The sequence below is a fragment of the Candidatus Zixiibacteriota bacterium genome (assembly GCA_036397555.1).
Classification (GTDB): domain Bacteria; phylum Zixibacteria; class MSB-5A5; order WJJR01; family WJJR01; genus DATKYL01.
In genome coordinates, this window is the sequence record DASWIS010000032.1 from 1 (window position 1) to 7,136 (window position 7,136).

Here is a 7,136-nt window from a genome sequence, read left to right on the forward strand (position 1 = left end):
GCATTCGTCGCCGGCGCCGACGGCCACAACGCCGATGTCGGGACTACTGCATCCCTCCGGATCATTGGGATCGTACAGAGTAAAGTCGAGAATGTACGCGTTAAACGGAAAATCGGCCGTCACACAGAATGTGATGCTGTCTCCGTCATTGTTGGGAAACAGGAAAAAGTCGGTGTCGCGCGATCCGCCATCGGCGTAGACCTCACCGCAGATCGTCATCCCCGGCGAGATCGATCCGTACGCGGCGGGCGTGACATTGCATCCGTCGTTGTCCTGATTCCCGCACGACTCGCCCTCGGGAATGCCGCTGCATCCCGGCCAACTGCACGGACCGCAAGTCGCCGGATCGGTTTCAGAGACGTCGATGGTATAATCACCGAAATCTAAGTTGCTGTACCCGTCGACGACGATGTAATACGTCTGGCCTCCGGTGAGCGGTACACATTCCAGACGCGACCGCCACCCGTCGGTGCCGCAAAAATCGTCGTTGCAGGCGACTAATGTGCTGGGACTGCCTTCGTAGACGTAGACTTTCGTGTCATAAAGCGACGGGCACAGATCGATGTCGATGAGCTGGTCGGATGCGGGCGTGTATGAGTACACAACGTCGGGCGCATACGACCCAGGATCAAACGGACAGATCTCATTGTAATCGTCGGCAAAACCGGACGTCGTGCCCGTGTTGGAATACGGCAGACTCGGAATCGGCGTCGCCGAGGCGATATCGTCGCCCCCCTGCTGGGCGATCTTGGCCGGATCAGGTACATTCGACGGGCCATCGCCCGGTTTCCTGGCGGGCGCAACATTCGACGTGTTGAACTCTCCCGGCTGCCAAGTACTGCGGCGGTCGAACGAGTACCGGGCGGGAGCGGCCACGGGCCGCTGGCCGGCGGCGGTGCCGGTGCGATCGGCGATCTGCTGCCGATTTCGGGCCAGCGCGATCGGATTGATCGTCGTACCCGCCTGCTCCTCGAATCGGTCGACCGATGTTTGGAGACTGTGCTGGTAGAGAGGAGACGGAAGCGGTTCGTTGCGGTCGCCCGAGGCCTGCCCCGCGGTCAGGAGCAATCCCGCACACGACAATGTCACCACACATGCCCACCAAATCCAGCCACGGCGACTTCGGAGCCAGTTCGCTTTCAGCATAAGACCTCCACGTCTATCAATGGGGCCACTGTTCTCATCCGTAGAGTGCCGGACACACGTGCCGTGCGCCCAAGAAGCGACTTCTATTCAGTTGGCAGATCGCGAGAAACGAGCACTACAGGTTGCTGAAACCCAAGGTACGTTTGCGGGATGGCTTGTCAAGAGCGTGAGGATTAATTTTACCATTTATGTTAAGTTTGAATCGGCGAAGGCCGATCTCCGACGCCAATCCGTCTGAGTGGGGAGCATTGTATCACAATGCCGTGCAACATATTATGGTGATCCCGTTGAATTCGGTGCCTATTTCAAAAGGACAGCAAAGTGGCTGGTCCGATTGCGCGACGTGTGATCGATCTCCCAGCTCTTAAAGCCCGCGGCCTCCGCCATCGAGGCAATCTGTCTCCGGGAGTAAAACCGGACGGGACACGCCTTAAACAGATACCGTGCCTTTCGCAGCGGCATACGCAGCCAATGCCGGGATGGAAATGAGGCGACCACCGAGTGCCCGGCCCTCTGCGCCATCCTCACCAGCGCCGCTGCAGGATCGGCCACATAGTCGAAGAATCCCACCGCCACAACGACCTCAAACACTTCGTCCGACGGCCACTGGGCAAAATCGGCGACGACCAATTCAACATGACAATCTCCCAATCGGTCCAACCGCGAGCGCGCCATCGCCAGCATGTTCTCGGAGACATCCAGGCCGACTAATCGCCGTCCATCCGGCTGGGCCAGCGCCTCGAGATAGCGTCCCGAGCCACAGCCGATGTCCAGCACACTGCGTGGCCGTACCGCCGCCACATGGTCGAGCGTCCGCCGAAACCGCTCATCGATGTCGGCGCGAAAGCGGCGATTGATCCACCCCATGAGACGGGACGGGGCGGCGCCGTGATAGAGCGAATCGAACGCAGACGCCGTGCGGTCAAAATGGCGGCCGACTTGCTGCGTTGGAGTTGTCCGGGAGCGATCGTGCAACATGAAACTGCTCGTCCTTATGTGATGAAGCCCTCATTCCGCAGAACCGCGGACATGGTGGTGAACCGCACGGAGTGCAACAGAGTTTCCATCCGCCTCCGTCCCTTGCTCAGTCCGGAGTAATGCCGGAAACGTCGCGGCCAGGACAGTCCCGGCAATCGCGGCGCGATTCCGCCGATCTCGCAAGGATGCGCGTAGAAGGTCGTCGGAATCTCGCTCCGTCCCCGTCGGCCGAAGAACACGCGCGTCACCCAGAAGGGATACACGCGAAAGTAGCCGCCGCCGCCGATCGGCAGCGTTCCAAACAGCAGCCGCAGCACCGGCAACGGAAACTCCACCAGCCCATTGGGCCAGCGAAACAGACCGTGGGGCGTCCCGCGCATGCCGTAGGCGTCATGCCAGCCGGTCGGTACGACACTGGAGTCATAGAGAAACCCCGCCGCGCGCAACTCGTCGATGGCCCACAAATTCTTCTGCCCGATGGAGAAATCCGGCGCGCGAAACCCGATGACCGGCTGCCCGCATGCGTCCTCCAGCAGCCGCTTGGCCTCTGTCAGATCGTGACGAAATGACTCACGCGACTGCCCGAAAATGCGACGGTGCTCCAGTGCGTGGCAGCCGATTTCGTGCCCGCCCTCGGCGACGCGCCGGACCAGGTCGGGTCGTGACTTCGCGATGCGGCCCAGAAAGAAGAATGTCGCATGCGTGTTGCAGCCCGCCAGCAGCTCGAGGGTCACTTCAAGATTGTCGGCGATCTGGCCATCTTGCGTCTCGATGCGGAGAAACTCCGTCGGCACCGACACGCTCTCCACGAGCGCTTCCGCCTGCGCCTCGACATCGATCGTCAAGGCCAGTGAGGAGGCACCCGTCAACTCGCTCATATTACCGGCTCGCGCCCGGCCAGCCGTGCGCATGGCGGCGCATTGTCTGGGGTCAGATTTGGAAATAGCGGGAGAAATCGCAGGCGAACCCGCGCGGCGTGTACTCGCCGCGCTCGGCATCGAGTTGATAGTCGCCGCGACATCGCCCGTCGGCGATGGCGGTGATCGCCGCCAGGAACCGGTCCACTTCCCCGATCGTGTTGTAAATCCCGAAGCTGATGCGCACGGTGCCCGGCAGGCGCGAACGGTCGCGCGACAGGATCTGGCGTTCCAGCTCGCGCGCGTCCGCGTCGTTGACATGCAGCAGCGACTTCACATACAGGTGCGCGCAGAAACAGCCGGACCGCACGCCGATGCCGTGCTCGTGGCTGAGGATCGCCGCCACCAGCGCGTGCGGCATCCCGTCGATATCGAAGGCGATCACGCCGAGCCGCTCGGCGGTGTGTTCGGGATCGACATTGCCATACACGATGACTTTGGGGATGCGCGCCAGTCCGCGCAGCGCATGCGCCGTCAGCGCCGCCTCATGTACAATAATCCGGTCCCAGCCGATCGACTCGATCAGTTCGATGGCCTTGGCCAGCGCCACCACGCCGATGATGTCCGGTGTGCCCGCCTCTTCCTTGTCGGGAAGATCGGTCCAGTAGGCCTCTTCGAGATTGACGATGTCGACCGTCCCGCCGCCGACGCTGTCGGGATCGCCCTCCTCGAACGGACGCCTGTTGCCGACCAGAATCCCGATCCCATACGGGGCGTACATCTTGTGCGCGGAAAACACGAGATAGTCGATGTGCGACGGATCGGTCGCATCCCCCATGATCATTGGGCGGTGCGGGGCCAATTGCGCGGCATCGACGAGTACCTCGGCGCCGACCGAGTGCGCGCCGCGCGCGAACACGGCAATGTCGTTGATATACCCCGAAACATTGGATGCCCCGGTGACGGCCACAAGGCGGATCTTCTTTCCGTATTGCACCAGTTTCGCGTTGAAGTCGTCGACGTCGATGCGCCCGTCGCCGTCGATTTCGATATGCACGACCGTGGCCACCTTGCGCCACGGCAGCTCGTTGGAGTGATGCTCCATGAGCGAGGTCAGCACGATATCGTCGTGCTTCAGATCGAGCCGATGCGACAGCTTGTTGATGGATTCCGTCGAGTTTTTGGTGAAGAGCACGATATGGCGCGTCAGATCAGCCTTGACGAAGCGGGCAATGCGCTCGCGCGCCTCTTCGAAAACCCACGATGACAACTGCGACTTAAAACCGGTCCCGCGGTGGACGTTGGAGTACCACTGGAGAAACTCATCGACCTTTTCGGCGATCGGCCGGAAGGTCGGGGTGGAGGCGGCGTTGTCGAAGTTGATGTAATTGACCGGGGGCCCCTCCAGCACCGGCACAAGGGCATCGACGCCGATCAACCGGGACCGCCATTCCGACAAATCACCCGTTGTCGCTGTCGGCCGCGGTTGAGTCTTGGCCAATGTTGTGGGCATGATGGTATCCCCCCCTCCCTATCCGGACAATATACGCGCCCGACAGGGCCGGTGCACGCACTTCAGGCCCATTTTGACAGCCGGCCGATCAACTGTTGAGCGGGCACAAAGCATCTCCCTGCTCGCTTCACAAAAATACCGTCCTCACGCCGAGGGGCGTGAGGACGGCAATTTGCAAGCAAGCGGTCTTCGGTCGATTAGAAATTGCCGGTCAAGCTGAACCGGTGATTCTCGTCCATGAAGTCCTGCAGCTCCTCGACATAGGCATAGTCGAAGCGGAACTGCTTGAAGCGCAGTCCCGCACCCAGCGCAAAGGCGCCATCGTCGACGCCCGCGCGAGCCGCCACGCCGTAGTCGGAATTGTCGAAGGCGTGCATATACTCGCCACCGATGCGAAATACCATTTCATCGACGCCCTGCGTCTTCTGGATTTCCACCGGGAAGGTGAAACCCATCAGCGCATCGGGATGGACGCCGATGCCGAAGCGGATGTTGTACGGCACGGCATCATCGCCGACTTTCAGTCCCAGCGACTGGGCCACGACGCCGACGCTTGCTTCCGGGTGGATGTCCCATTGGACACCCAGGTCGCCGCCGACACCGGTCTCCTCGGCGACGGAATTGTTGGCGATCACGAGACTGGCGCCGAAGCGCATCGCCTCGGCCTGGTTCGCATACGACAGCAGGAAGTAATTGTCGAGATAGTCCTCGGTCGTCTGCGTGCCGCCGCCGTCGATCAGGCCGACATCGGTAATCCCGGCGTTGATCCACGAAATTCCGAGGTGGCCGAAGCTAAAGCAGGCCGCGGCCGCCAGATAGTTGAATTGGCGGTCGGCGAACATGTCCGCCGAGAGCATGCTCGTGAAACCCCACTTTTGCAGGTGTGTCAACCCGGCCGGGTTGAAGAATCCTGCTGTGGCGTCATTGACAATGGCAACTTGCGCATTGCCCATTCCATAGGCGCGCGCGCCGACACCGGTGCGCAGAAACGGCAGCGCGTGGTTGTCATCCACCGCACTCGCATTCGTCGACAGTCCCACCACGAAAAGCGCCGTGACGAGGACCATCGTCAACAGTGTGACCCGCTTGCTGGTCATGATCGTTACTCCCCTCGTTAAGCTCTTCAATTCTCTTTTCGTCCTCGTTTATGGTTTTCGGCGTCCCGCCTCCCGGCCGTCAGGGGCCGGAAGGCGGGAGCCAACTCTCCGTGGTTAATCGTTCGAAGCCGACAACCGCTTGACCACGACCTTGAGAACCTGCGACGACGCCGCATGCGACGCGCTGCCGGTGCTCTGGAAGTGGACAAGGTACACGCCTTCGGCCACGAGGTCGCCGTCGTCATTGCCGCCGCTCCAACTGACGGTCTGCGACACGTTGCCGATGGCGCTGTTGTAGATCGTACCGACCTTGCGTCCCGACAGATCATAGACCGACACGGTGACCGAACCGCCGCCGTCGAATCCGTTCAGGTCGAAGCTGATCTGCTCGCCGCTGTACGGATCAAACGGGTTGGTCGAACCGCCGGAGATCACCACGTCGCCGTCGCCGCCCTCGCCACCGCACTCCGCATCGGAGACGGTGAACATCTCTTTGACCACGCGCTGGTGGTTGCCGACATAGTCGACCACACCGTCGCAAAGCTGGTCATAGATGTAGTACTCACAGTTGCAGTCGTCGTAGTACTCCTGGAAGCGGTTGCCGTCGTAAATCACGATCCCCAGCCGGCGATACTGCGCGTCGTGGATGGTCAGCGAGAATTCAAACTCGCCGGTCGCCGCGTTCCATTCGCCGTCGTTGAACGCATCCCAGACTTCGGTGTGGATCATGCGGCTCTTCGGCGTCACGAACGCCTCCGAGGCGGTCATGTCGTACACGTCGACGAAGACATGCGTCCAGTCGACGCCCGATCCCATACCGTCGTTTGCGGTCAACAGATCGTCGGTGATCTTGATCTTGAAGGTCGGGTTGCGACAGACGTACTCCGTCATGACCTCGACATCCGGCGGCGTCGCATCGACGGTGAAGGTCCACGTGTCTTCCGCGCAGAACCCGGCGCGGTTGAACGCGCGTACCGTGATCGTGTGGTCGCCACCCGACAACGGCGGCGCTTCGTAATAGCCGTCACCGTAATTGTCGTAGTAGTCATAACAATCGTCGTAGTAGCTGTCGTACAGATAGTTGTCGTTGATGCACGGACAGTGCAGCCACTCGGTCGTCAGGATACCGGTCGTGTTGTCCCACGCGGAGTAGTAGAAGCCGTTATCCGGATTGTCGTCGTTGGACCACAGCACCGTCTCGTTCGACGTACCCTCGTCGAGGATGACAATGATGTCGTCGTCGTCGATGTCGCGGTTGCCGTTGGTCCCTTCGATGTTCGAGCGGACGATCGTCTGGATCGTCGGCCACGGACTGGTGTAGCTGCCGTAACCGTAGTTGGTCTGATCGCCCTTTACGTCGACGGTGATCGCGCCGGTGTTGCACACGCGCGTGCCGGAGACGACCGCGTAGATGCCGTTGAGGTCTTCGACGCAGAAGGTCGCGCGGGTCGCCGTGATGGGCACTTCGCCCTGCGACGCTTCGCTGCAGACCACGATATCCCAGCGGTTGTTCCATTCGCCTTCCGACTGATCCCACCACGCCGG

General features: G+C 61.2%; 6 protein-coding genes. All 6 read right to left on the reverse strand.

Annotation, left to right across the window (positions count from 1 at the left end; translation table 11 throughout):
- Window positions 1-1,146 (reverse strand): hypothetical protein (locus VGB22_10450; GenBank protein ID HEX9751685.1); only part of this gene is annotated, 1,146 nt, incomplete at its 3' end.
- A gap of 300 nt (window positions 1,147-1,446) precedes the next feature.
- Window positions 1,447-2,124 (reverse strand): methyltransferase domain-containing protein, encoded by a 678-nt coding sequence (locus VGB22_10455; protein ID HEX9751686.1) that lies wholly within the window; start codon window positions 2,122-2,124, stop codon window positions 1,447-1,449.
- Between the two features lie 14 nt (window positions 2,125-2,138).
- Window positions 2,139-3,002, reverse strand: coding sequence for a DUF3473 domain-containing protein (locus VGB22_10460; GenBank protein HEX9751687.1), 864 nt, complete (start codon window positions 3,000-3,002; stop codon window positions 2,139-2,141).
- A 52-nt stretch (window positions 3,003-3,054) separates the two neighbouring features.
- Window positions 3,055-4,494 carry an aminotransferase class V-fold PLP-dependent enzyme gene (locus tag VGB22_10465; GenBank protein HEX9751688.1) on the reverse strand — a complete coding sequence of 480 codons (1,440 nt, stop codon included), beginning with the start codon at window positions 4,492-4,494 and terminating at the stop codon, window positions 3,055-3,057.
- A 197-nt stretch (window positions 4,495-4,691) separates the two neighbouring features.
- Complete coding sequence (locus VGB22_10470) at window positions 4,692-5,591, reverse strand: hypothetical protein (GenBank protein HEX9751689.1); 900 nt, start codon at window positions 5,589-5,591, stop codon at window positions 4,692-4,694.
- A gap of 114 nt (window positions 5,592-5,705) precedes the next feature.
- A partial coding sequence (locus VGB22_10475; protein ID HEX9751690.1) for a hypothetical protein occupies window positions 5,706-7,136 on the reverse strand: 1,431 nt, incomplete at its 5' end.